Consider the following 23948-nt stretch of genomic DNA (forward strand, 5'->3'; position numbering starts at 1 on the left):
TTCGTGACTACGGGTACAGCTTCTCGCCCTTCGCCAGCATCGCTACGTACTTCTCGATCCGGCGCGCCCGGGTCTCGGCCTTCTTGGCGTCTTGGACCCGGTACAGGATCGCGTAGCGGTTCTGCCGGTCCAGTGTCTCGAAGAACGCCGCCGCGGCCGGGTCGGCGGTCAGGGCCGCCGTGAGGTCGTCCGGCACCGTGGCGGTCTTCGCGCCGTCGTAGGCCGCCTCCCAGCGGCCGTCTGCCTTGGCGCGGTCGACCTCGGCCTGCCCCGGCGGACGCATCCGACCCTGCTCGATCAGAGCGGCCACCTTGTCCCGGTTGACCTTGGACCACTTGCTGCGCGGCTTGCGCGGGGTGAACCGCTGGAGCCACCACTGGTCGTCGAACTTGCCCTTCTGGCCGTCGATCCAGCCGTAGCAGAGTGCCACGTCGAGCGCCTGGACGTAGTCCAGCGCGACGATTCCGGGGCCCTTCTTACGAAGCTTGAGCCAGATGCCCGGTGAGACGGCGTGGTTCTCACCGAGCCATGCCTCGAACGCCTCGGCGGATGCGAATGCGACGATCTCCAAGTTCTGAGTCACCCCAGCAGCGAACCACACCCGGCCGATTGTCATGACGTATTCGGGCACGGCCCCGGATGCAGGACGCCCGTGGACCTGCGTGATCATCTCTGTTCTCTACGCAGAACGATCACGCAGGAGCCACGAGCTCGCTCAACGATACGACGTCGCTGCTCGACCTCGACGGGGTGTCCGTCGCGCGGGTTGAGCAGCTGGCCGACGGAAGGCGCCGAGTTCACCTGGTCACGTCCGACGAGAGGGCCAGGGCCTGCCCGGCCTGCGGGGTGTTCGCCACCCGGGTGAAGGGCTCGGCGGTGACCCGGCCGCGCGATCTCCCGTACGGGGAGAGCGGATTGGAGTTCCGCTGGCACAAGCGCCGATGGTGGTGCCGCGATGCCGACTGCCCTCGCCGGTCCTTCACCGAGCAGATCCCACAGATCCCGGCCGGTGCCAGACTGACCGCCCGGTTGCGGGGGTGCGGCCGGGCGCCGCATACGGGACGCCGGCTCCACGGTCATCCAGGCCGCGCGGGATCTGCATCTGTCCTGGCCGACCGTGATGGAAGCCTTCCGCACGCAAGCCCGCGACGTCACCGAGGCACCTCCGCCGCAGGTCGCAGTCCTGGGCATCGACGAGACCCGCCGCGGACGGCCCCGCTGGGAACAGGATGCGGATACCGGCACGTGGTGCCTGACCCGGGACCGGTGGCACACCGGCTTCGTCGACGCCCTCGGCCACGGCGGACGGCTCGGACAGGTCGAGGGCCGCACCGTCGCCGACGTCCTGGCCTGGCTCGCCACCACCGACCTGGACTGGAGAAAGGGCATCGGCTACGTCGCCATCGACATGTCGGCCACCTACCGCGCTGCGATCCGCGTCGGCTTGCCGCACGCCACCGTCGTGGTCGACCACTTCCACGTGGTCCAGCTCGCCAACAAGATGCTGTCAATGGTCAGGCGCCGCACCACCGCCGAGTCGCGCGGCCGGCGCGGACGGGCGAGCGACCCGGAGTGGCAGGCCAGACGGCGGCTTCTGCTGGGCCGCGAGGACCTCACCGACGACCAGTTCGCCACCATGTGGAACGCGCTCCTGGGCGAGGGGAAGATCGGGCAGACGCTGCTGACGGCCTGGATCGCCATGGAGAACCTGCGCGCCCTCCTCGCGCTGGCCCGCGCCGGAGCCGACAACGGCGTCTCCGCGAAGGGGGCGCTGATACAACCCGCCACCAACGAGCAGTTGAACCGGGTCAGTGGACTGCCCACAGGTCCTGCGGCGGTGAACGGCCGGGTGGATTCCGTGAAGGTCCTCGGCCGCCGCACGGGCGTGGCCGACCCCGCGTTCGTCTACCTGCCACCGCAGTACTTTCGGAAGGCGTACCGCAGGCAGCGCTTCCCGGTGATCGTGGTGCTCAGCGGCTATCCCGGCAGCATCTTCAATCTCGCCGAGCATCTGCGGGTGTCGCCGACTGCCGGAAGGTTGCAAAGGAGCGGCTAGATGCAGCCGACGATCATGGTGATGATCCGGCCGACGATCGCTCCGCCGCGCGACACCGAGTGCGTGGACGTGCCGGGCGGACCGCAGACCGAGACTTTCCTGGCCAAGGACCTCCCGGAGGCTCTGAAGTCCACCTACCGGGTGGGCCACGAAGCCAGTGCCTGGGGCGTCATGGGCTATTCGTCCGGCGGTAGTTGCGCCCTGCAGCTGACGATGCGCAACCCCAGCGTGTACACAATGGCCGGTGCCCTGTCGCCCGACTACAAGGTCAAGGACGACCCCACGACCGGCAATCTCTTCGGTAGCGGGCTGGGTCGCGTCAACCAGGTCAAGGAGCATGATCTGATGTGGCGGCTGAAGCACCTGCCCGCACCACAGGTCTCCGTCCTAGTGGCTGAAAGCAAACATGGCGAGCGGGGTTACCCACAGACGCTGGCCTTCATCAAGGCTGTCAAGGCACCCATGCGCGTCGCGTCGATCCAACCCGAGCAAGGCAGCCACAACTTCCCGACCTGGGTACGGGAGATGCCCGGCACCCTGAAGTGGATGAGCCAGCAGTTGACCTTCCCTCAGGACGTGGTGCCCCGGCACCACCCCAAGAAGACGACAGCGCCAGGGACTGCGCCCACCAGCCGACGCCCTTGAGATCCATGACGAGGCTATTTGCGGCCTGCGTGCTCGATCACGACGGGCACGCAGGCGGCTTGCGGACAGAGCGACCGTCTCGAAGACCGTCCCAGCTCGCCGGCCTGCATCGGCCCCAACTCATGGAGCGGCTCAGCAGCGACAGCGCCAGGCTGCGGTGATCCCTCATCGGGGCGAAGAAGCGCAGGTTGATCATCCGGTCAGCCGGAGCCGTGCCGGGCAGGTTTCGGGCCTTGGTCAGGGACAGTCAGCCCGCAGCCGCGTGTCAGCGCCGTGAGGGCTCATTCGGCGGCAGGGTGATGTTCCTCCGGACACGTCGGAAGACCTGCCCAGGACTGGGACGCCCCATAGCCATCTCTCCGGCTTCCTCCCGAATGCCGAACCCTCTTATCAGCGCTTGTGAGGTTGCTGCTGTGCCATGGCATCGATCAGCTGCCGACGGGCCACAGAGAGTGCGGTGTCCAACCGGCCGGTGCCCGTGATCACGCACAGTGTGTACGCCACGTCCTCAAGCTGTCGCGCCGCTTCCGCACTGCCGTTGCACGCCATGCGCTGCCGCATCGTCTCACACCGTTCGACCAGCTCCCGTAAGAGCGGAGGATGCGCCCTCAGCATGGTGGCGGTGGCCGCCTCCGTCCTCGTTCTTTCGGACCATCCCCGCCACTCATAGGGTCGCAGTGGTCCGCCCCCGCCGCACCCTGGGGGCTGCGCGCGCGGGCAGCCGCAGAACGGATCCAACGGCCACGTCAGACCCGGACGTAGATCCTTTGCTGCTTCGTCCACGGCGCTGGCGAGGATTCCGCTGACGTGGGGCTTCGAGATGAGGCGGGTGACTCCTGCCAGGTGCTTGTGGACCTCAGCCCTCGACTCCTGTGGCGGCGTGGGCGGCGCCGACCGGTTTGGATTCGGGGGATCCGCGTTGGCGGAGGTAGAGGGAGAGGATGGCGACACGGCGAGACGCCTGCAGGGTTCGGCAGAGGCGTTCGGGACGAGGTCGTCGGCGGCAACGGCTCCGACGACCCAGGGCGCGAAGCGCTGACCGCGCGGCGTCGGCGTCGGCCTCGAGAATCGGGCCGGGCCGGTCTTCGGATGGCCCGGGGGGAAGCAGGGTGGACCCGTGGGCTTCAGCAAGGCAGGCTTGGGGCATGCAGTCGCTCTTGCGCTCACCCCCTCGGCGAGGAGCAGGCGGTCATAGCCGGGGCCTCTTCACACTGATGAAGTGCGTACCCTTCTTGATTGCGCTGGCCGTGCTGGTCATCGAGCTCACGCCTGCGCACTTCATCTATACCGGCCCCCTTCTCACCGCGGTCCCGGCGCTGGCGGCAGTGACGATGGGAACCAAGGGAACTACGGTGGCGGCAGCCCTCACGCTGGCGATCAGCGTGACCACTGCGACCTATAACGACGCTTGGGGAACCCTGCAGGTCTACACCAATTTCCTGGCTCTGGCGCTTGTCTCCGTGGCTGGTTTCGTCGCCAGCAGCGCCGTGCAGGCGCGCAGGCAAAGAGAGCAGGCGCGCAGGCAGAGAGAGCTTGACCAGGTCCGCCGGATCGCCGTGGCGGCTCAGGAGGTCGTGCTGCGGCCCGTGCCCGCGCGACTGGGCCCAGTGTTGGCGGGCAGCCTGTGCCTGGCGGCTGGGACGGGGGCACGGGTGGGTGGTGATCTGTACGAGGCCGTGCAGACGCGGTACGGCGTCCGGATGATCGTGGGGGACGTTCGAGGCAAGGGGCTGTCCGCGATCCGAGCCGTTGCGGTGGCGTTGGGCGCGTTCCGGGAAGCCGTGCACTACGAGGATGAGCTCGCCGAGGTCATGAACCGCTGCGCGGCCGCGCTGCGACGGGAAGTCGCCGTGCCGGGTGCGTTTGAGCAGGAAGTTCTTCTGGAAGGGTTCGTCACGGCGCTCATTGCACAGGTGCCGGACGAGCCTGTGGTGCAACTGATCAACCGTGGGCATCCGCCGCCGCTGCTGCTGAACCAAGGGAGGGCTACGCCGCTTATGCCGGCCTCGCCATTGCCGCCTCTCGGCCTCGAAGACCTCACCACCGACCTTCCCGGCAAGCCTGAGAGCTATCCGTACGCCCCCGGTGACCGTCTGCTGCTGTATACCGACGGCGTGATCGAGGCCCGCAACCGTGACGGCGAGTTCTTCGCTGTGCCGGAGACCATGGAAGGGATACGCGCCGACACCACGCCACCGGAATTCCTGGAGCAACTGCACCAAGCGTTGATTCGCCATACCGAGGGTGACTTGGCGGACGATGTGGCGATGATCCTGGCTGACCGGCACTGACCGGCACGACCGCGAACAGGAACCACCGTCCGGAGGGGCGGACTGGGCGGCCGTCCGGCCGTTGCTGCCGGTGCCGGGCTGAGCTGTCGGCAGTTGTCGACGTTGGTCACCGCTGAGCGCCTTGCCACGGCCCCAGGACGGCCCGGGAGGGCGCTCGTGCGTTCGGGAGGACACCTGACTCTCCGGCGAGCGTTCACTTCCCGCCGCTGGCCAGGTGCTTAGAAGGCGCCTTGTAGGTTGACCCTCATCCGCCTGCTGACCTGTGTCTTTTGCTCAACTAGGCATCTGACTGGTCGGACTTCGACATGTATTCGACAGCGTGCCTGTTTGCACCTCCGCTGTGCCGCGGCCCTGAAGCTTCGAGAGAGGCGCAATTGGGAGGCCAGCAACCTTGCTCCACAGGTGCGGCTGTATCCGCGCAGCAGGGGTACGGGAAGAGCCCCTTCCCCTTATTCTGGGGCCAGTGCCGCCGCGTCCAGCGACCGGGTGAGCCAGTCGAGGCGGGCGTGGAGGTCCATGATCTCCTCCAGCTCGAAGCCCGTCGCCGCGTCGATCCGGCGCGGCACCAGCAGTGCGCGCTGCTTCAGCCCCGCGCCATCGTCCGTGAGGTGGACATGCACGGACCGCTCGTCCTGGGCGCTGCGCTCCCGTCGTACGAGGCCCGCCGCCTCCAGTCGCTTCAGGAGCGGCGAGAGGGTTCCGGAGGCCAGCCGCAGATGCTCGCCGAGCTTCTTCACGGGCAGCTCTCCGTGCTCCCACAGCACCAGCATCACGAGGTACTGCGGATACGTGAGCCCCAGGTCCTTGAGCACGACTCGGTAGACGCTGTTGAAGGCGCGGGACGCGGCGTGGAGCGAGAAGCAGATCTGGTTGTCCAGGCGCAGGGACTCCTCGCCCGCGGTGTCCTCGGTGCTGGGGGTGGGCGTGATCATCATGCCTCCAGGATGGCTCCGGTGGGCCATTTAGTTGTGTACAACTGAGCCTGCGGATACGGCGTACGAGCCGTTCGCCATCCACTCCGGGTCACCCAGTGCGGGCACGAAGATGTGCCCCTCGAAGTCGGTGTCGGTCGGTTTCGGATTGCGGGTGCCGTCGATCTGGCCCATCAGATTGCGGGCCGTCATGGGGCGCGCGGTCGCCTCGGGGAGCGGCTGAAGCCGTTCATCTGCCAGCGCAGCCGGGCGGCACTGCCGGCGTCCTTCTGGATCGCGCGCAGGGCCTGGAAGGCGACGAGGGCGTCGTTGGCTCCGATCTGCGCCCACAGGTCGTCGTTGCTGCGGGATTTGTCGAGGTGGTCGGAGGAGAAGTCGGGCAGCGGGTCCCCTGTGGAGGGGCGCTGCTTCTCCAGCCCCGTCCGCGCGCCCTCGTCGACCACATCCTCGACAGCCAGGGGACCCAGCCCGGAAGGCACCGTACTTGCAAGCTCGTTGACATCTCGCGCACGATGTCAGCGAGCGAAGTCACGTTCTGCTACCACCGAATGTGAGCCAGGGCCGTTAAATGGCTCTGTCACGTAAGAGGTGGTAACGAAGCGTGACCGGCATCGTTGGCATCACATGCGAGACGTCAATTCCCTTGCGAGAAGGGTGTTTTCGGGGTTGCCGGCACTGGTGGTCGAGGATGTGACGGACGAGGGTGAGGTGATCCACGTGTCAGCGCGGCCCCGGCAGAAGTCAGTGCGGTGCCCGCTGTGCGGCATGCCGACCGTGAAGATGCACGGCTTTCGTGGACGCACGGTGGCGGACATGTCGGTGGACAGTCGACGGGTGGTGGTCTCGATGCAAGTGCGGCGCGTGGTCCGCACGGTGCTACGAGCGCGTCCACACCTGTCCGAACATGCCGACCGGGCGGGGCCGTTGATTGAGCCCCGCCCGGTTGATCATCCCGTCGGTGATGTCAGCGCAGTCCGAAGGCCCGGGTGATCGTCTGGGAGACGGTGTTCCCGGCGTTGTCCCGGGCGGTGACCCGGAGGGTGGCGAAGTCCGCCGATCCCGGGGCGCTCAGGTCGGTCCGCCATCCCTCACCGATGCGGGTCAGGTCGCTCGTGCGCCAGGTCCTGCCGTCGTCGTAGGAGACCTCCAGGGAGGGTTTCCCGATGGCGGCGGTGGTGCCGGTAAGGTGCGAGGCGGTCACTGTCAGGTCGGCACGCCGATCGGCTCTGCCGGCTGTGTCGGTGTCCACACCGTAGTCGAGTTGGATCAGCGGAAGGGACTCGACCGACTCGGTCCCGGTGGCCGCGGAGGTGAAGTTCCACTCGGTCAGGGTGTGCGTCGAGTACGGGTTGGCCCAGGTTCCCCGGTCGTTGTCGACCACCAGCCGGTAGGGCAGTCGTCCCGGGGCGAGTGCGGGGACCTGCAGCCACTCGGCGTTGCCCCAGTCGAGCTGCTGGTCACCCTGGTAGAGCGCCATCCAGTCCTTGACGTCGAAGTTGGCGCCGGCTTCGCCCACGTGTCCGGCCCCGGAGTCGCCCCAGCCGGGCGCGGTGATGTACATGGTGTCGAGGTAGCGCACCGGCTGGTAGCCCATCGGGCCCATCCGGGGTCGTTGGATCGGCCCGAACCAGCTGACCTTGCCGGTCTTCCGCGCCGGGTAGTGGAGGACGTCGATGGAGTGCTGTCCGGTCTCGCCCTGGATGAAGGCGTCGTCCAGCCAGGTGGCGCCGGAAGTGACCCAGTCGGTCCGTTCGCCCTGGGCGGGAGCGGTGAGCTGGTTGCCGACGGCCCAGCCCCGCCAGACGTCGGAGCGGAACTCCGCCGCCTTGCCCGGCCGGTAGTTGCGGAACGAGACGTTCACCTTGCCGAGCCCCTTGTGCTCCTCCTGCCAGGTCGGGTCCGCCGGGACTGCGCCGGACCAGTGGTGCACCACGTCGTAAAGGTAGTCGGTGGTGGGGTGCGAGGTGACCTTCAGCCTGACGGATCCGTGCCGGAGCGCGCCGATCAGGTCGGCGCCTTGGTCGGCATCGAGGGTCGCCACTGTCAGCGGGGCCGGGCTCTCGGGACTCCAGGGAGTCTCGTCCCAGGGTTGCAGCCGGCCGGTGCCCTCGTTGACGACCAGGAGCACCTGGGCGCCCGAGGCCGCGGCGGCCTCCGCCTGTGCCTTGATCCCGGCTGTGCTGCCGCCCTCGACCACCACGGCCTTGCCGTGCACGTCCTGGCGGGCGAGCTCCTGCGCGGTGCCCTCGCCGGCGTAGACCGCGGTGAGCGTCCGGGTACCGGCAGGCAGTGGCTTGGCCGCGCGCTTGACCAGCGGGTCGGCATAGTTCTTCGACGCCGTGCCCACGGTCAGCGCCGGCTGCTCGAGGCGGAAGCGGGCACCGAACTCGAACTCGCCGGCGGTGACCTTCTTGCCGGTCGGCAGTGCCCAGATGCTGTCATAGGACTCGTTGGGCAGCATGGAGGACTCGACCAGGCTGTCGGTGAACGACCGGTGGACATCCAGGCGCGGCGCGACAGTGGTGGTCTGCTTCGGTACGTGTGCCAGGATCCGCCGGGTCTTGCGGCCGTCCAGGGTGACCGTGCGGTCCTGGTTCAGCTGCACGTCGTTGAAGGCGAGCAGTGCCATGCCCCGTGAGTGCGGCCCGTTGGCCCCCTCCACGTCGGCGAAGAGCCATCCGCTGTAGTCGCCGACCGGCAGCCGTACCGCGCCGGTGCCGGACTCGTCGAGGTCCAGGACCGTGAAGAGGTGCTCAGCGGTGAGGACGACCCTGCCGGTCAGCGGCCGGCCCGACCGGTCCTTCGCGACGACGGTCAGGTTCTGCCGCTGCCCCTCCCTTGCTCCGCCGATCAGGGTCCGGGCCCGCACCTTCCCGTCGCTGTCCGTGCCGGTGACCATGGCACTGAGCGGTTGATCGGCCGGCAGACGGTCCAGGTGCGCGGTCAGGTCCAGCGAGGTGGTGCCGTGCGCGGGAACGGTGATCCGGTCGTCGGAGAGGGTGAACAGCCCTGCCGGGACGGTGCCGTCGACTGCCAGGCCGAGGTTGACCGGGGCGTCACCGACATTGGTGTATGTCACCTTCTGGACGTCGGTCTCTCCCGACTTCGGCGGCCAGGTGTGGAAACCGGAGTAGGCGCTCGCGGTGGCGAAGACCGTGGTATGCACGGCCGCCGACGCGTCCAGCCGGCCGGCGCCCGCCTGGTACGGCGTGTACGACGGGGTCGACTTGACGCTGCTGACCAGGGCTTCCTTCAGCTGCGAGCCGGTCCAGTCGGGGTGCTCGCAGGCCAGCAGCGCGGCGGCGCCCGCGACGTGCGGCGTGGCCATCGATGTGCCGCTCATCGTGGTGTAGTAGCCGGAACCCCGTTTGTAGTGCGAGCGTGCCGCGACGATGTCGACGCCGGGTGCGGTGAGTTCGGGCTTCAGCCCGGCGTCGCCGTCACGCGGGCCCTGGCTGGAGAAGTCGGCCAGCTGGTCCTTGGCGTCCACGGCACCGACGGTCAGCGCGGCGTCCGCGGCGCCCGGGCTGCTGATGGCGTGCGGGCCGCCGTTGCCCGCCGCGACGACGAACAGCGCGCCGGTGTCGCGGCTGAGCCGGTCGACAGTCTGGCTCATGGGGTCGGTGGCGTCGCCGCCGCCACCCAGGCTCATGCTGATGATCTTGGCGTGCTGGTCCTGGGCGGCCCATTCCATTCCCGCGATGATCCAGGACTCCTGGCCCCTGCCTTCGGAGTCCAGCACCTTGCCGACGGCCAGCTGGGCACCGGGGGCGACGCCTCGCTCCTTGCCGTCGGAGGCGCTGCCGGTCCCCGCGATGGTCGAGGCCACGTGGGTGCCGTGACCGTTGTAGTCGGCGACGTCCTCCTCGTAGGGGACGAAGCTGGTGCTGGTGTCGATCTGCCCGGCCAGGTCCGGGTGTTCGGCGTCCACGCCGGTGTCGAGCACCGCGACCTTGACGCCCTTGCCGGTGTTCCCTTCCGCCCAGACCTGCTGCGCGCCGATCTGGGCGGTCGAATCGGCAAGGTCGGCCTTCACCTTGGTGTCGAGCCAGACCTTGGCGATGCCGTCGGCGAACGCCGGCGTCGCCGCCGAGCGGGCTGCCGCGCCGGAGTCGCGGGTCAGCGCGGACCAGAACGCCGAGGCCTGCTCGCGGTTCTGCGCGAGGGCGGCACCCTGGATGGTGTCCAGCCGGCGGACGACGCTCGAACCAGCCACCTTCGGCCGGGTCCGGGACCTGGCGGCGGCGTCGGTGTAGTTCACGATGAGCGGCAGCCGGGAGGCATGAGCGTCGTCGTAGCCGTCGGCGATCAGCCCGGTCACATTGAACAATTGCTTGTCCAGCTTTCCGGCGCTGACATAGGGCAGGACGGCGTCCGGATACACGTACGTCGCACCGTCCATGACGGCGCGGTGAAAGCCTGAAGCCGCTCCGTTCGCGGCTTCGAAGGACCGGACCGCGGTGCCGTCGGCGGTGGTACCGATCGTCACCTTGTCACCGGTGATCAGCGTAACGGTGTGTATGTCGCCGCCAGGTGACCGCTGTGTGGTTCCGGCAGGCACGGACATGACGGGGCCTGCGGGCGCAGCGGCTGTGGCCGGTACGGTCCCGAGACACAGGGCAGCGACCACGGTGAGGGCCGACAACCCCGGTCTGGAAACGGGCTTTTTGGGCAAGGAGAACCCCCAAGATGATGGAAGAACGGGAGGTGCCTTGGATCATGGAGGCACCCTCCCTCTCCAGCAATGGGGTTGGATGGCGCACCTGTGTCATGGCGCACCTGTGCCATGGAGCAACTGCGCTGCTGCTGGACCTGGGGTCACGGCAGGAACCCCGGTCACGGGTGTGCCCCGCCAACAGCGCGCTTCAGAGGGGCAGGCGGCGGTCACTGAAGCCCGCCGCGGTCACCACCTGGAGCCGTACGCCGGCACATGCCCCACTGTTGCCGAGTGGCGACGCCCTCCAAGGAGGCGGGTCGGCTCACAGCCATCCGCGGCGTGCGGCCTGCCAGGCGAGTTGCATCCGGGTCGCCGCGCCGGCGCGCTCCATCATGGCCTGGATCCGGCGCTGGACCGTTCGCCGGCTCAGCTGCATCTGTGAGGCGATCGCCTTGTCGGCGACTCCGGCCACCAGCAGGGACAACAGCTTGCGGTCGGTGGGGGAGAGCGCATCGGACGGCCCGGCTCCGTCCGTCCCCGAGACGGCGCCGGCGCCGTCGACGTTCAGGGGGACGGCGTCCTCCCAGTAGCGTTCGAACAGGGCGATCAGGGCCGCGAGCAGATTGCTGTCCCTGACCAGTGCGGTGGTGGGCTCCTCCGGGCTGCCGTGCGGCCCACCCGCCACGAGGGGGAAGACGGCGACGGAGCGGTCGGCGATCGCCAGGCGCAGCGGCAGATGCGGCACGGCCCGGGCGACCTCCCCGGCCCGCACGCCCGCCACCACGTTGTCCACGGCTCCTTCGTCGTCGAAGAACGCCGTCTCGTACAGCACCCGGTAGCGTACGCCCCGGGCCAGCGCCTGGAACTCCTCGGCGTTGCTGCCCGACGGCATGGCCACGTACTGGGCCCTGCAGAACCAGAGCATCTCGTCCTGCGCGCCGGCCTGGATCTGCCTCAGGTGCTGACGCAGGGCCTCCGCCCCCGTGATGACCTCGAGCAACTGGCCGGCGTCGTGCCTGCGCATCGTGTCCCGGTAGGACTCGATCAGACGGTCGGCCTCGAACCGGGCGAGCTCCAGCGCGTCGGCGCTGCGCTTGAGCCGGGGCAGCAGTGCCACGTCCGGGGGAGCGGCCCGGAACACCCGGGGTGTGCCGTCCGTATGACTTGCCAGGCCCTTGGAGGCCAGTGAGTCGAGAAGCCGCGCGGCGTCCGCGTGGGGCAGACCGGCACGCTGGACCAGGTCCTGAGTGGTGGCCCGACCGGACGTGACGAGCAGCCGGTAGACGGCTTCCTCCTCGTGCGAGACACCGGCGACCTCCAGCACCACGAACGCCCTCCCCGGATCCTCGACTCCGACGGTTGAATACCGTACTACATAGGAGGGGGAGCAAGGGGGCGCACGGCAGGCCGCGCGCCCCCAGGCAGTGGCACCTATCGCTGCAGGGCGTAAGCGCGCTGTACCGTCTGACGCACCGTGTTCCCGGCGGCGTCGCGAGCCGTGACGCGCAGGGTCACCCAGGCGCCCGTGGCCGCCTGCGACGGCCCGGCGACCCTGGCCTGGAAGGCGTTGTGGCCGCGGTCGGCCACCTCGGCCGTGCGCCAGGTGCGCCCGTCGTCGTAGGAGGCCTCGACGCGGACGGTCACTCCGCGCGGGGCGGACAGCCCGTCCTGGGCGCGGACGTGGACGCCGATGGTGTGTGTACGCCCGGCACGCAGCGTGTTGTGCGCGTCGACCGGCACCTGGTAGTCCAGCTGGAGGAGCGACAACGGCGTGGCCGTGTCCGTCCGGGCCGACGCGAAGGACCAGGAGGTGGCGGTGGCGACGCCGTACTTCCAGTCCGGCAGGTTCCGTGACGTCGTCAGCTCCAGTCGGTACCGGGCCGTGTCGGTGGGCACTGCAATGTCCGTCCAGGCGCTGTCCGTCTCGGCGAGCTTCTGGCCGTCGCGGTAGAGCACGGCGCTCGCGGCGTCGCCGGTCTGGGTCACGTCGGACACGCCGATTCCGCCGCCGTCGCCCTGCGCGGCCCGCGACCAGTGTCCGGACTGCGAGTCCGTGAACTCGGGGATCCTCAGCCGCAGCACGTTGCCCACACGAACCGTCGGGGTGGTGGTTCCGATCGGGATGGACGGCCGCACGACGGCGCCCTGCCAGGTCTCGGCCGGCTGCGCTCCGGCCCGGTACGTCCGCGGGGTGTCACGCATCCCGACGGCGAGCGGCATGTCGACGTCGAACGTCGTCGTGTGGTGCACCAGGTGCTGCCACGTGGTGTCCCCGGCACTGACGTACTCGGTGCGCGTGAAGCCGGTCGGGACGAACCGGGTGTACTGCAGCCAGGCCGTGTTCTGGTACGGCCGCCAGCCGAAGCGCTGCTCGCTCGCCCAGCCGGTACCGCCGTTGTCCGCGTACGTGCTCCGTACGACCGCGCTGTTGCGCTCGGAGACCGTGTACACGACATGCTGGGGGATCTGCTGCGCGGACACCTGCATCACGTCGTACAGGTACGGGCTGCGGGCGGTGCCCGAGAACGTGACCGAGGTGGAGCGGCGGGCGATCCGCGCCAGGAGGTCGGCACCCGCACGCGCGCCGATCCGCACGGTCGGCACTGCCCAGCGCTCGCCCTGCGGGTCCCAGCGGGTCCACCCGATGTCGCTGAAGTGGACGAGCATCACGGCACGAACGCCGGCCGCGGCCGCCCGTGCGACGAGGTCCTTCTCGTACGCGCCGGTCGGGTCGTTCACGACCGCGAGGCGGCCGCGGGCGTGGCTGAAGTCGGCGGTGGCGGCGTCACCGGCGTCGACCGCGGTCAGGGTGGCCCCGCGGTCGGAGAAGAGCGGCGAGGCGGGCATGTAGTAGGCGTTCAGGTCGAGGTCGCTGCCCGTCACCTTCGCCCGGACGAGCGGAGCGACGAGCTGCCAGCGGGAGGCGAACTCGAAGGTGCCCTCGGTGACGCGCGCCGTGGGGCTGACGTACAGCCGCTTGGCGACGTCGAAGTACATGGTGCCCTGGGTCAGGCTGTGGCCGTCGATCTGCCGGTACGTCTGGTAGCTGAGGACACCGCGCTGTTCCGCGGGCCGGGGCGTGCGGATCTGCACCGGAACCGTCTTGCGGGCGTCCAGGGTGACGGTCATGTCCTTGGTGACCTTCACCTCGGGCAGCACCACATCGCGCAGCTCCTGACCGTCGCCCGCCGTGTCCAGCCAGGTGTTGTCCACCTGGTAGGTGCCCTCCTCGACCTCGGCGACGGCCGGGTCGGTGCTCGTGTAGCCCACGAAGCCGTCGGGTCCCCAGATCGTCGGCAGGGCCGGGACGCGCTTGCCGGTCTTGTCGTACGTCTCCACGGTGATGCGGTGGACGGGCCCGTGCACCACGAGGCTGAGCGTGGTGTGCACGGTGGTCGTCCCGTCGGCGGACGCGGCGGTCACGTAGCCGTAGAACTTGCCCTGCCCGGCACGAGCCGGGTCGACGGCCAGCGGGACCTCGGCCGTCGCCCCGGCCGGCACACGTACCGAGTCGGAGCCGAGCCGTACCGCGCCCTCACCGGGAGCGCGGCCGCCGGTGGTGGCCAGCTTGACGGCGAGTGTGAGGGTGAGGTCCTTGTCGGACGTGTTCGTGTACCGCAGCGCGGACGGGGCAGGGGCACCGGAGGTGGTCGAGAACGGGCCGAGGGCGAGGGTGCCGGTGGCGGTGACCGAGCCCAGAGCCGCGGCGCGGACGTCGATCCGGCCGCCGCCCTGTTCGGTGACCTGCTGGCCGGACACGGTGCGGGCCGTACTGATCAGCGCGTCCTTCAGCTGCGTGCCGGTCCAGTCGGGGTGGCGCTGGGCCAGCAGGGCGGCGGCGCCCGCTACGTGCGGGGTCGCCATGGAGGTGCCGGAGGCGGCGATGTAGTGCTCGTCCACCGGAGAGCCCATCGTCGTTCCGGCCGCGCGAGCCGCCACGATCCCGACACCGGGTGCGGTCACATCGGGCTTTGCCGCGTCGTCCCCGAGGCGCGGCCCGCGGCTGGAGAACGGGGCGAGCGAGTCGTCCCGGTCGACGGCCCCGATCGTCAGGGCGGCGTCGGCCGCACCGGGGGAGCCGACGGTGCTCGCCCCCTGCTCCCCACTGTTGCCCGCGGCCACGACGAACAGGGTGCCGGTGCTGCGGCTGATGTCGTTCAGCGCCTGGCTCATGGGATCGGTGCCGTCGGTGGGCTCCTCGGAGCCGAGGCTCATGTTGACGACCTTGGCACCCTGCGACGCGGCCCACTCCATGCCGGCGATCACCTGGGACTCGCTGCCGTAGCCGTCGTCGCCGAGGACCTTGCCGACCAGCAGCTGCGCGGCGGGCGCGACACCCTTGTACTTGCCGCCGGCCGCGGCACCGCTGCCGCCGACGATGGAGGCGACATGGGTGCCGTGCCCGAAGGCGTCCCCGGTACCGGAACTGCCGGAGAAGTCCTTGGCCTCGGCGATCCGCCCGGCCAGGTCGGGATGGGTCTGATCCACTCCGGTGTCGAGGATGGCGACCTTGACGCCGTCGCCGCGGTAGCCGGCCTGCCACACGTCCGGCGCACCGATCTGGGCCGTGCTGCGGTCGAGCGTGGCGCCCACCCGGCCGTCCAGCCACACCCGGGGCGTGGCGGCGACCTCTGCCGCCTTCATCTGCCTGTCGTCGGGCGCCAGTTGCTGCCAGAAACGGCCGAGGTCGGAGCCGGGCACGCGCATCGCCCGGGCGTCGATGCTGTCGAGCCTGCGGACCGGCGAGTCGTCCGCTGCGAGGGCGGTCAGGCCGTGTACGGCCGATGCCGCCACCCTCCCGGAGCCCGCCACGATGAGCGGCAGCGTGTCGGTGTGAGCCTTGTCGTACTTCTGCGCGACCAGCGCGGTCACGTCGAACAGCCGCCGGTCGAGGCGACCCGCGGCCACCAAGGCCCCGGCGTCGGACGGAAGCACCGTCAGGTGCCCGTCCTCCTCGAGGGTCCGGAAGACGATGCCCCGCCGGCCGGCCCCCGGGGAGACGGAGGCGATCTGTCGGCCGTCCGCGGCCTTGGTGACGGTCACGCTGTCACCCGTGATCAACTGCACTGTCGCCGCACCGCCGGCCGGCGCGCTCGCAACGGCTCCCTCACGCAGGCCACTTGCGCCGGCGGACAGGGGCGCCATGGCGCCGGCAGCGAGCGCCAACCCCGCCGAAATCGCCGCCACAAGGCGGATTCGTCTCATCAGTGTCGTGCCTTCCCTCGTGCGCGGTGTGGTGTTCATGCGCGGGACAGAATCAGCTGGCACGGCACGGCGTGTCATGCGATTCGGCTGGCACGGATGGGACATGTCGCAACGGCGACACCACGCGGCGGCCGATCGGCCGGGATGTGCGCACGAACAGCGGACGGCGGCCGTCCCCGTCGAGCGCGATGCCCGCAATCCTGTCCGATCCTCGGCCGGGCCGAGAGGTCGTACGAAGGGCTTCTATGGCCGGCGCATGCCGATGGCGGAGAGTTGTTCGATGCGTTCCGGCGAGAGTGTGGCGGCGCGGGTGCGCTTGCCTCCCCTACGGGGCTGTACGCCCTGAGAGCTGCTTCGTGCCTATGGCTCGGCAATGCCTCCACGACCCTGGCGTCGAGCGCCCTGAGCGTTTCCAGCAGCTTCGCCGGCCTGGCGAACGCCCTGCCGGTGAGCATGTTGTCCGCCGTCTCCTCGGGCCCCAGAAGGACCGGCACCACGAGGGATGGTTGGACCGGTCGGGGAGACCGGCTCGGGCACGGGGCCAGGGGATGCGGCCGTGGAAGTCCGGCGGACCGCTGCTGCCCGGCTCGTCGAGGTACCGCAAGCGGCTGGATGGCCAAGGTCGGCCATGGTGATCACGGAGGCCCGACACACCACCCGGCAGGCTTGACTTGCCGGTTGATGTTCAGTTGCTGGGGCTGCGGCGGCGTGCACGGAAGGCGGCTGCTTTGACGCGGTTTCCGCAGGTTCTCATGGCACACCATTCGCGTCGGTGGCCTCGGGAGCGATCGAGGTAGACCTGGGTGCATTCGGGGCGTCCGCATTCGCGTAGCAGAGCGGCGTCCCCGCCCCCGATGATCTCGACGGCTTGGCGGGCGATGGTCGCGAGGCCCTGTGACGCCGATCCTTGGCGGCTTGCGCCCTCGGGCCCGAGTCGCAACACCACTGGCGGTTGTGCTGCGTGCCGGTTCACAAGGGCGACTGCTGCAGCGGGGAGCTGTGCGCCCGCGACTCGCGCTTCGACCAGTGAGTAGATCGATTCCCGGAGCTCCAGGGCCGTTTCGAGGTCCGACCCATCGGAACCCGGCGCGTTGTCGAGCATGCGGGATTCGACGAACCAGGAGTCGAGGAGCTCGGGGGAGGCGAGCTTCTCCGTGGGTGCCGGGTTGCGACGGGCGCGCAGGGTGCCCAAGAAGTCGAGGGCGGGTGTCCCGCACGGAAAGGCATGCTCCATGTAACCAGTCTGGCCGGTGACCCTGGAGTCTGCAACCATGAATAACCGGCTTGACTGGTTACTTCGATCCATGCGACGGTAGTCACCGTTCAGAGCGGTTACTTTTCACTGTGAGGGGCGCCACATGGCCGTCGCACGTTTTCATCTCAACTCCTCGCTCAGCCCGTCAGAGGTACTGGCGGTGCTGACCGACTTCGGTCCCGCGCGAGCCCGGAACTGGCCCACGATCGACGCCGAGCACCTCACGGTCCACGCGATCGGTGACACCTGGGCTGAAGTGACCGAAGGAACCAGCTCCGCATGGGAACGCGCCCGCTACGAGTGGGATGCCGCGCAGGGGAGGGTCGTCATCGCCACGCACGATTCGAAGGTCTTCGGGCCTGGTGGCGGGTGGGTCTTCCAGCTGACCCCCGAAGGCGACGGCACGCGGATCGATATCGAACTCTCCCGTCATCCCAGCACGCTCAAGGGCAAGATGCTTGCCCCGTTGCTCCCCTTCGTCGCCTCGTCCCTGCGCAGGTCCTACCGGCACCCCCTGAAGGCCAGGTAGCCCCACCTGGGGGAGAGGTGCGGGGCCTGGCGGGTCGGCCTCGTACCCGTATAGGGCGTGCCGTGAGGAGTGGCGGGGAAGCCGCGGGGGCGCACGGCGACGATCCGACCCCTCTCCGTCACTGCCGTGAGTCACTTCTTGAACAGGTGATGCGGGGAGAGTCCCGTCGAGCGGATTCTTTCGCCACGTGACATGAGGAACGCGATGGCAACCGGCTGCACCACCGATGTGAGCGTGAGGAGCGAGGGTCGCAACGGCGGCCGAGTGCGGTCCGATGACGGCCGTTCTGCAAACCGCGTTGCGACGACGGCGGTTTCGGCCTCACCGCCGTCCTCCACCTCGAACTCGGAGGCGTCGACCAGGAAACCGCCATCGAACTCGGCAACGCCGCCCACCAGACCTGCCCCTGTTCCAAGGCCCCGCGCGACAACCTCCCCGTCACCCTCCACACCACCGCGGTCCGACCGCACCGGGTCACCGGGCCAGGCCTGCCTGGCCGTATCCGTAAGGAGAGTCACCATGAACCTGAAGACTGTGTTCCGTCCGGCCCGCAGCACGTCGCAGCTGTGGGCGCCGCCGCGGCGGTGGCGGCACTGACCTTGGCCGTCACCGGTCCGGCCGACGCCGTCCAGGCCGAGCACCGCCCGACGCGGACGAAACCCACGGTCGTGCTCGTGCACGGTGCCTTCGTGGACGCCTCCAGCTGGAACGGTGTGATCACACGCCTCCAGCACGCGGGCTATCCGGTGGTGGCCCCGGCCAATCCGCTGCGCGGGCTGGCCGGCGACGCGGACTACCTGCGTAGCTTCCTGGACAGCGTCAAGGGGCCGGTCGTGCTTGTCGGCCACTCCTACGGCGGTTCCGTGATCAGTCAGGCCGCCGCGGGCGACCCGGATGTCAAGGCGCTGGTCTACATCGCCGCCTTCGCGCCCGAGAAGGGCGAGACCCCGGGGGAACTGGGCGAGAAGTTCCCCGGAGCAGAGCTCTCCTCGGCCCTCGACGCCGTGCCCTTCCCGCTCCCCGGCGGTGGCACCGGCACCGACCTGTACGTCAAGGCTGACAAGTTCCACGACGTGATTGCCGCCGATGTGCCGAAGTCGCTCACCGACCTGGCGGCCGCCACCCAGCGGCCGGTGGCAGCGTCGGTCTTCGGCGAGAAGCCCACCGAGGCAGGCTGGAAGGCCATCCCCTCCTGGGATCTGATCACCACTCAGGACAAGGCCATCTTGCCGGACGAGCAGCGCTTCATGGCCAAGCGAGCCCACGCGCACACCGTAGAGGTCAAGTCTTCCCACGCCGTACCGGTCTCCCACCCGGGCGCGGTCACCCGCCTCATCGAGCAGGCCGCCCGTGCCACCGTCCGCTGACCACGACTGAACACGGCGTGGAGCGGGGAACTCGCGCATGCGCGAGTTCCCCGCTCGGGCACCGAGTATTGCCCCCGACCATCTGCGTTCTCTTCGGGGTGCTGATCGCGGCGCCTTGGTGGGGAGAGGCAATTCTTCGGCTGGGCCGCGCCGCGGCCCGAGCACCGCATCACGGTGCGTCGACTGCGGGCAGCGTTTCCTGGGAATTCTCCAGATACTTGCATGAATCATGATGTCTGTTGCTTCTAGATACTTGACCGACTCCAGATAAGGCGTACGGTCATAAGAGAGATTGAAACCGTCCCCGAAGGTGCGCCCTCATGGACCGCACATCTCCCCGAGAATCCTGCCCGGCTGGAACGATTGCCGACGCGGCCAGTCCTGGCCCGCGCTCAGCTCCGCACTTTCTGTCCGGTGCGCCCCTGGGCGTGGCCCGTGTGGAGTCGTTCGTGGGCGGGCCGTGGTCGTTGCCGTGGTCGCCGAGCGCGTGCGCCCTGGCGCGGACCGCCATACGCGACGTACTGCCTCGATGGGGTCTGGGGCAGTTGGTCCCGATCGCCGAGCTGCTGGTCAGCGAGCTGGTGAGCAACGCACTGCGTCATGCAGCCGGTCCGCTGCGCCTCACCCTCGAGCGGGTATCCGATGTGCGCTGTCTGGTCAGCGACGGCTCTTCGCGACCTCCCCGTCCGACGGAGGCAGGTCCGGCGGATGAGCACGGCCGCGGACTCACGCTGGTGGACATGCTGGCCGCGCGGTGGGGCTGTGAGCACGGGCCCGTGGGTAAGAGCGTGTGGTTCGAGCTCCATGCCGACCCGGACACACCTGACCTGGAAGGGAGGGGCGCCCGGGAGGGCCGGGAAGCAACCTGGATGGGCGAGACCTGCCTGGATGGGCTGGACATCGCGAAGGGTGACAGGACGTGGGAGGCAACGTGACAGCCGCGACCACCGCCGAGGAACCCATGGCGCTGGCCGCGGCGCGGCTGCGCACGGTGGGCATGCGGGTGACCGCTCCGCGCATGGCCGTGCTGACGGCTGTCTCCAACTCGGCCGGCCACCTCGATGCCGACACCCTGCGTGAGCGCGCGCAGCAGATCACGGGCCACCTGTCACTGCAGGCCACCTACAACGTGCTGCGCGCCCTCACGGACGTCGGTCTGGTCCGGTGCACTCAGATTCCAGGCCAGCCGGCCCGCTATGAGGCCGAGCGCCACGACAACCACCACCACTTCGTCTGCCGCTGCTGCGGTGGCATCCGGGATGTGGAGTGCACCGTGGGTGCGGCTCCCTGTATGGAGCCACAGTTGCCGGAGGAGTACGACATCCAGGAGGCCGCAGTGACGTTCTGGGGCCTATGTCCTGACTGCCGGGCCGCGGCCCTGGCGTCGTAACGGCAAGGGACGCTATTGACCGCACGGACCGGAGCTGCGACCAGGATGCTGAGAGGCGCCGGCCGCCCTGGTCCGCAGGGCCGCGGACCGGCACGCCACCAAGGAGGCGGTCGGTCCTCGCAGGCCGGTCGGTCAGCCGGGGAAGGACCCCCGCGCAGTCATATCGCCGACGCTCCCGCACACGTGCCGGAACCCCTCGGTCGAAGCCGATCACCTCGTCTCCCGGCGTGAAGCCGTCGGCGCCCTCGCCGACCTCCTCGACGGTTCCGTGTGGAGCGCGTCCAGCCCCGCGGCGACACCCGCGACTACGCCCCCGACCACAAGGCTCGTGAGCGGCCCCACGCCGGCGATGCGCAGCTCCGCCGCCGGTGTCGGAGCCTCGTCGTGCAGGCGGGCCGCGCCGCCCAGCATCCACAGGGTGATGCCGTCCACCTGGACGCCGCTGCGGTGGGCGACCACGGCGTGCGCCAGTTCGTGCGCCAGCAGTGAGCCGACGAAGACGACGGCGGTCAGCAGGGCGAGTGCCCAGTACACGATGGGGGAGTGGCCCGGATGGGCACCGGGAAACCGGCCGCGCGCCAGCGCGACCGTCACCAGGGCGACGATGACCAGGACACTCCAGCGCAGGCCGACCCGCACGCCGGCGATCCGGCCGAGGGACAGCGTCTCGGTCATGAAATCTCACCTCACCCTCCGACCGGCTCCGCGTGCGTCGCTCGGGCGGGCGGCGCCGATCTCCCTGCTGGGAGCAGGTCCGTGGCGCCTTCATCGTCCGGCTGCGGTGGCCTCGCGGGGAGGGGCCGATCGGCTCGCGCCAGGGACGATCGGCCCAGGAGCCGCAGCACCGCAAACATCAGCCGACCAGGGCGTTTCTGATGGCTCTTGGACGGTGTCGCGAAGCCAGATGACGATCGCTGTGATGGTCAGGGTGCCGTTGAAGGTGTAGTCGAGCTTGTCGCACCGAGTGGGCCACGGCGCGGAACTGCTTCCACTTGCTCACGCATCGCTCGACCGCGTTGCGACGACGGCACTGGGCCTTCTCGAAGGCCGGGGCCGCCCCCGGTTCTTGTGGCGGGCCTGCTGGTCATCCGGCTGCGCGATGGTGGCCTTGTTCCCGCGCCGCCGTAGGTAGGCACGATTGTCGCGGCTGGAATAGGCCTTGTCGCCGCGCACGCGGTCCGGTCGGCTGCGTGGCCGGCTCGGGCCGCGTCGGCGGATGCGTAAGCCGGCCGGCATAGGGACGAACATCGGGCTGTCGCCGCGCTGGCCGGGCGAGGTCTCCCAGGTCAGCGGGCGGGTCCGGTCGTCGGACAGAGATGGACCTTGCTGGTCAACCCGCGCCGTGAACGCCCCGACGCCTCGCGCCCACCGGGCCGGTTCTCCGGTCTGACGATCGGGTCGGTGACGGCGGGGCTCGACGTGAACGGGTAGGCTCGCTTGCTGGACGCTCGGCGAGCGGCTGCCGCCTGCGGAATGGCGGCTGGTGCGGAAAGCGGATCGGACGCGGTCCTCGGGCCGAGAGCCGGAGTGCAGGACCGTGGTCGGGTGCTGCACGGCCGCGCCGGGGACCCTCCGGGGCGGCCGCGTGCGAGTCCGGCGGCGCCGGTCAGCTGCGACCGCACGCCGACTCCTCCAGCCGCTTGACCAGTTCGGCAGCCATGGCCTTGATGGTCTCCAGTCCCTTGTGCCCCCACGGCTGCGGGTCCTGGTCGACCACGCAGATTGTGCCGAGCACCACGCCGGTGCTGTCTATCAGCGGTGCGCCAAGGTAGGAGTGGACGCCGATCGCGTCGACCACCGGGTTACCGGCGAACCGCGGGAAGTCCCGGATGTCCTCCAGCACCAGCGCCCGGCGGCGCTTGACTACGTGCGGGCAGATGCCCATGTCGATGTCGCGGGGCATGACGCGGCCGGGCACCGGTTCCTCCAGCAACGGCGGTCCCACGTGGGCCGTGGTGTCCTGTGCGGCGCTGTACAACCCCGCGAAATACTGGCGGTCGGCGTCGAGGAAGAAGTTGACCCCGGCGTAGCAGCCGCCGGTACGGTGTGCCAGCTCCCGTGCAAAGGCGTCGAGTTCCGCATCCGGACGGGCATTGATGCCCAGCTCGCGCAGTCGCTCGGACCGGACACGCACCTGTGGATCCTCCGGGGGGAGGAGCAGGTGGCGCAGGGCGATCCCGGACTCAGGCCCGGAGGAGGGGTTGGTCGATGTCGGCGCCATGGGAACTCCTTGTAGTGATCAGATGCTGAATCAGTCCGAGCAGCACGCGTATGCCCGACCTCGGGACGCGGGCGTCGCACAGCACCACCGGCACTTCATGCCTGAGGTCGAGCGCGGTCCGGACCTCCTCCCCGCGGTAGCGGTGGGCCCCGTCGAACTCGTTGACGGCGACGACGAAGGGGATGCCGCGCCGCTCGAAGAAGTCCACCGCCGCGAAGGAGTGCTCCAGTCTGCGGGTGTCGGCGAGAACCACCGCCCCGAGCGCTCCCTCGGAGAGTTCGTCCCACATGAACCAGAAGCGCTCCTGTCCAGGCGCTCCGAACAGGTACAGGACATGGGACGGACTAAGTGTGATCCGGCCGAAGTCCAGGGCCACCGTGGTGGTGGCCTTGTTCTCCACTCCGTCCAGCCGGTCCGTGGCCGCGCTGACGGTGGTCAGCATCTCCTCGGTGCTTAGCGGCTCGATCTCGCTGAGTGCGTTGACGAAGGTGGTCTTTCCCACCCCGAACCCGCCGGCGATCAGCACCTTGATGCCCACTGGCAGGACTTCGGCGCTCACCGGGTCATAGTTGTTTGAGGAGGCCATCGCGTACCGCTTCCAGGAGGTCTCGATCAGGTTGTGCGTAGTGGCCAGGGGCCGCCGGGGTCGCGTCGCCTGCGACCACCGCGCCTCCCTCGGCCAGATCGGACAACAGGACCTTGGCCACGGCGGCGGGTACCTGCATCCGGGCCGCGACCTCGGCGACGCTCACAGGCTGCTCGCACAGCGCCAGTACCTGCGCATGCTCCAGGCCGAAGGCGCCCTGCGTCTGTGCGCCGGTGGCCCGCACCATGGTCACCAGCGTGAAGTGGGAGGTGGCCCTGGTCCGGCCGTCGCTCAGGGTGTAGGGACGGACCAGCCGCCCGACCGCTTCGTCGATCAGCGGCGCGTCTGAAAGGACCGGCCTCATCGGCTATCCCACCGGGTGGCGGGGCGGCGTGGCCAGGTGCGGGCGCACGCTCTTCACCATCATCCCCATCTCATAGCCCAGCACCGCCGAATCCGCGTCGCGTCCGGCCAGCACGGCGAGCACCGCGCCGTGCCCGGCGGCCGAGACGAACAGCAGCGAGGTGCTGAGCTCCGTCACGATCTGTCGCACGTCACCGCCGTCGTCGAAGTGCCGGCCCGCGCTGCGCGCCAACGAGTACAGCCCGCTGGCGAGCGCGGCCAACTGGTCCGCGGCGTCCTTGTCGAGCCCCTCCGCTGCTTTCACCAGCCCGTCCGAGGACAGCAACAAGGCGCTTCGGGTGTGCGGCACCCGGTTCACCAGACCCGTCAACAGCCAGGAAAGGTCTTCGCTCGCCACGATCGAGTACTCCTCTTCGACAGAAGGAAACGGCTTGCTGGACGGGGCCCCGGG

19 protein-coding genes and 3 pseudogenes are annotated in these 23948 nt (G+C 69.5%); 7 read left to right on the top strand and 15 right to left on the bottom strand.

The genetic code is table 11. The features are described 5' to 3' along the window. Positions 1–7: 7 nt before the first annotated feature. The gene (locus ACIPSA_RS41885) at positions 8–616 is read right to left on the bottom strand and encodes a YdeI family protein (protein WP_402645297.1); all 609 of its coding nucleotides are present in this window, start codon (positions 614–616) and stop codon (positions 8–10) included. A gap of 504 nt (positions 617–1120) precedes the next feature. Here ACIPSA_RS41885 and ACIPSA_RS41890 point away from each other — a divergent pair. Beyond that, a pseudogene (locus ACIPSA_RS41890) lies at positions 1121–2701 on the top strand (transposase). A gap of 390 nt (positions 2702–3091) precedes the next feature. On the opposite strand, the gene ACIPSA_RS41895 reads toward ACIPSA_RS41890, so the two are convergent. Together ACIPSA_RS41895 and ACIPSA_RS41900 are read right to left on the bottom strand one after the other, a co-directional pair. Then, complete coding sequence (locus ACIPSA_RS41895) at positions 3092–3316, bottom strand: DUF5133 domain-containing protein (RefSeq protein WP_402645040.1); 225 nt, start codon at positions 3314–3316, stop codon at positions 3092–3094. 241 nt (positions 3317–3557) lie between these two features. Further along, a pseudogene (locus tag ACIPSA_RS41900) lies at positions 3558–3647 on the bottom strand (DUF6766 family protein); the annotation flags it as partial. 268 nt (positions 3648–3915) lie between these two features. Here ACIPSA_RS41900 and ACIPSA_RS41905 point away from each other — a divergent pair. Further along, complete coding sequence (locus ACIPSA_RS41905; protein ID WP_402645042.1) at positions 3916–4992, top strand: PP2C family protein-serine/threonine phosphatase; 1077 nt, start codon at positions 3916–3918, stop codon at positions 4990–4992. A gap of 449 nt (positions 4993–5441) precedes the next feature. Here ACIPSA_RS41905 and ACIPSA_RS41910 read toward each other — a convergent pair whose 3' ends face one another. Both ACIPSA_RS41910 and ACIPSA_RS41915 read right to left on the bottom strand, forming a co-directional pair. Beyond that, the gene (locus tag ACIPSA_RS41910) at positions 5442–5927 is read right to left on the bottom strand and encodes a MarR family winged helix-turn-helix transcriptional regulator (RefSeq protein ID WP_402645044.1); all 486 of its coding nucleotides are present in this window, start codon (positions 5925–5927) and stop codon (positions 5442–5444) included. A 54-nt stretch (positions 5928–5981) separates the two neighbouring features. Next, positions 5982–6433 (bottom strand): annotated as a pseudogene (locus tag ACIPSA_RS41915) (Dyp-type peroxidase); the annotation flags it as partial. Between the two features lie 115 nt (positions 6434–6548). Here ACIPSA_RS41915 and ACIPSA_RS41920 point away from each other — a divergent pair. After that, positions 6549–6914 carry a transposase family protein gene (locus ACIPSA_RS41920; RefSeq protein WP_402645047.1) on the top strand — a complete coding sequence of 122 codons (366 nt, stop codon included), beginning with the start codon at positions 6549–6551 and terminating at the stop codon, positions 6912–6914. Here the strand turns inward: ACIPSA_RS41920 and ACIPSA_RS41925 are convergent. The 4 genes from ACIPSA_RS41925 to ACIPSA_RS41940 form a co-directional block, all read right to left on the bottom strand. Continuing rightward, the gene (locus ACIPSA_RS41925; RefSeq protein ID WP_402645050.1) at positions 6889–10413 is read right to left on the bottom strand and encodes a S8 family serine peptidase; all 3525 of its coding nucleotides are present in this window, start codon (positions 10411–10413) and stop codon (positions 6889–6891) included. The genes ACIPSA_RS41920 and ACIPSA_RS41925 overlap by 26 nt on opposite strands. Positions 10414–10903: 490 nt before the next feature. Then, positions 10904–11908, bottom strand: a complete 1005-nt coding sequence (locus ACIPSA_RS41930; RefSeq protein WP_402645052.1) for a helix-turn-helix domain-containing protein — start codon at positions 11906–11908, stop codon at positions 10904–10906. Positions 11909–12012: 104 nt separating this feature from the next. Then, positions 12013–15786 carry a S8 family serine peptidase gene (locus ACIPSA_RS41935; protein WP_402645055.1) on the bottom strand — a complete coding sequence of 1258 codons (3774 nt, stop codon included), beginning with the start codon at positions 15784–15786 and terminating at the stop codon, positions 12013–12015. Between the two features lie 685 nt (positions 15787–16471). After that, positions 16472–17020, bottom strand: coding sequence for a CGNR zinc finger domain-containing protein (locus ACIPSA_RS41940; protein WP_402645057.1), 549 nt, complete (start codon positions 17018–17020; stop codon positions 16472–16474). A 124-nt stretch (positions 17021–17144) separates the two neighbouring features. Between ACIPSA_RS41940 and ACIPSA_RS41945 the strand changes: the two genes are divergently transcribed. Then, positions 17145–17570, top strand: a complete 426-nt coding sequence (locus ACIPSA_RS41945; RefSeq protein WP_402645060.1) for a hypothetical protein — start codon at positions 17145–17147, stop codon at positions 17568–17570. A 131-nt stretch (positions 17571–17701) separates the two neighbouring features. On the opposite strand, the gene ACIPSA_RS41950 is transcribed toward ACIPSA_RS41945, so the two are convergent. After that, positions 17702–17965, bottom strand: a complete 264-nt coding sequence (locus ACIPSA_RS41950; protein WP_402645063.1) for a hypothetical protein — start codon at positions 17963–17965, stop codon at positions 17702–17704. A gap of 171 nt (positions 17966–18136) precedes the next feature. Here ACIPSA_RS41950 and ACIPSA_RS41955 point away from each other — a divergent pair, with 171 nt between their 5' ends. The 3 genes from ACIPSA_RS41955 to ACIPSA_RS41965 all read left to right on the top strand — a co-directional run bounded on the left by ACIPSA_RS41955 (position 18137) and on the right by ACIPSA_RS41965 (position 20327). Then, positions 18137–18937 carry an alpha/beta fold hydrolase gene (locus tag ACIPSA_RS41955; RefSeq protein WP_402645065.1) on the top strand — a complete coding sequence of 267 codons (801 nt, stop codon included), beginning with the start codon at positions 18137–18139 and terminating at the stop codon, positions 18935–18937. A gap of 428 nt (positions 18938–19365) precedes the next feature. Then, entirely contained in the window at positions 19366–19872 is a 507-nt protein-coding gene (locus ACIPSA_RS41960) for an ATP-binding protein (RefSeq protein WP_402645066.1), read from the top strand. Beyond that, the gene (locus tag ACIPSA_RS41965) at positions 19869–20327 is read left to right on the top strand and encodes a Fur family transcriptional regulator (protein ID WP_402645069.1); all 459 of its coding nucleotides are present in this window, start codon (positions 19869–19871) and stop codon (positions 20325–20327) included. The genes ACIPSA_RS41960 and ACIPSA_RS41965 overlap by 4 nt, the downstream gene beginning before the upstream one ends. 210 nt (positions 20328–20537) lie before the next feature. Here the strand turns inward: ACIPSA_RS41965 and ACIPSA_RS41970 are convergent, their stop codons facing one another. From ACIPSA_RS41970 to ACIPSA_RS41990, 5 genes are all read right to left on the bottom strand, one after another. After that, positions 20538–21002, bottom strand: coding sequence for a site-2 protease family protein (locus ACIPSA_RS41970; protein WP_402645071.1), 465 nt, complete (start codon positions 21000–21002; stop codon positions 20538–20540). Between the two features lie 931 nt (positions 21003–21933). Continuing rightward, positions 21934–22548, bottom strand: coding sequence for a GAF domain-containing protein (locus ACIPSA_RS41975; protein ID WP_402645073.1), 615 nt, complete (start codon positions 22546–22548; stop codon positions 21934–21936). Then, positions 22511–23134 (bottom strand): GTP-binding protein, encoded by a 624-nt coding sequence (locus ACIPSA_RS41980; protein ID WP_402645076.1) that lies wholly within the window; start codon positions 23132–23134, stop codon positions 22511–22513. The genes ACIPSA_RS41975 and ACIPSA_RS41980 overlap by 38 nt, the downstream gene beginning before the upstream one ends. Further along, entirely contained in the window at positions 23112–23498 is a 387-nt protein-coding gene (locus ACIPSA_RS41985; RefSeq protein WP_402645078.1) for a DUF742 domain-containing protein, read from the bottom strand. Before ACIPSA_RS41985 ends, ACIPSA_RS41980 begins: the two co-directional genes overlap by 23 nt. A 3-nt stretch (positions 23499–23501) precedes the next feature. Beyond that, the gene (locus ACIPSA_RS41990; protein ID WP_402645299.1) at positions 23502–23894 is read right to left on the bottom strand and encodes a roadblock/LC7 domain-containing protein; all 393 of its coding nucleotides are present in this window, start codon (positions 23892–23894) and stop codon (positions 23502–23504) included. Positions 23895–23948 lie beyond the last annotated feature (54 nt).

The sequence above is a fragment of the Streptomyces sp. NPDC086549 genome (assembly GCF_044746205.1).
In the GTDB taxonomy this organism is placed as follows: Bacteria; Actinomycetota; Actinomycetes; order Streptomycetales; family Streptomycetaceae; genus Streptomyces.

Bases quoted from the DNA above. Each gene is read 5' to 3' on its own strand.
- ACIPSA_RS41885 (WP_402645297.1), bottom strand. From the start codon at position 616: ATGACAATCGGCCGGGTGTGGTTCGCTGCTGGGGTGACTCAGAACTTG.
- ACIPSA_RS41895 (WP_402645040.1), bottom strand. From the start codon at position 3,316: ATGCTGAGGGCGCATCCTCCGCTCTTACGGGAGCTGGTCGAACGGTGT.
- ACIPSA_RS41905 (WP_402645042.1), top strand. From the start codon at position 3,916: ATGAAGTGCGTACCCTTCTTGATTGCGCTGGCCGTGCTGGTCATCGAG.
- ACIPSA_RS41910 (WP_402645044.1), bottom strand. From the start codon at position 5,927: ATGATGATCACGCCCACCCCCAGCACCGAGGACACCGCGGGCGAGGAG.
- ACIPSA_RS41920 (WP_402645047.1), top strand. From the start codon at position 6,549: ATGCGAGACGTCAATTCCCTTGCGAGAAGGGTGTTTTCGGGGTTGCCG.
- ACIPSA_RS41935 (WP_402645055.1), bottom strand. From the start codon at position 15,786: ATGAGACGAATCCGCCTTGTGGCGGCGATTTCGGCGGGGTTGGCGCTC.
- ACIPSA_RS41940 (WP_402645057.1), bottom strand. From the start codon at position 17,020: ATGGAGCATGCCTTTCCGTGCGGGACACCCGCCCTCGACTTCTTGGGC.
- ACIPSA_RS41945 (WP_402645060.1), top strand. From the start codon at position 17,145: ATGGCCGTCGCACGTTTTCATCTCAACTCCTCGCTCAGCCCGTCAGAG.
- ACIPSA_RS41970 (WP_402645071.1), bottom strand. From the start codon at position 21,002: ATGACCGAGACGCTGTCCCTCGGCCGGATCGCCGGCGTGCGGGTCGGC.
- ACIPSA_RS41975 (WP_402645073.1), bottom strand. From the start codon at position 22,548: ATGGCGCCGACATCGACCAACCCCTCCTCCGGGCCTGAGTCCGGGATC.
- ACIPSA_RS41980 (WP_402645076.1), bottom strand. From the start codon at position 23,134: ATGGCCTCCTCAAACAACTATGACCCGGTGAGCGCCGAAGTCCTGCCA.
- ACIPSA_RS41985 (WP_402645078.1), bottom strand. From the start codon at position 23,498: ATGAGGCCGGTCCTTTCAGACGCGCCGCTGATCGACGAAGCGGTCGGG.